General features: G+C 33.6%; 1 protein-coding gene. It reads left to right on the top strand.

Going from position 1 to position 223, the window contains the following annotated elements; all coding sequences use genetic code 11:
• Positions 1–223 (top strand): glycosyltransferase (locus ACRHOC_RS15540; protein WP_431159486.1); only part of this gene is annotated, 223 nt, incomplete at both ends.

The raw sequence follows: 223 nt of genomic DNA on the forward strand, positions 1-223 counted from the left end.
TATTTTGAATTTTCTGAAAAGAAAGGAGCGGCAGAAGCTAGAAATAAAGCCACCCAAATGGCCACAGGTGATTTTATCGCATTCTTGGACGTAGATGATCTCTGGCATAAATCTAAACTTGAAATTGAAATTGATCTTATGCTAAATGAGAATATAGATGTCTGCTTTTTTAGTTATGAGTTATTAGTTCACCAAAGTAACCCCCAAAAAATAAAAGTTACTG

This window comes from Winogradskyella poriferorum (assembly GCF_050618035.1).
GTDB lineage: Bacteria > Bacteroidota > Bacteroidia > Flavobacteriales > Flavobacteriaceae > Winogradskyella > Winogradskyella poriferorum_A.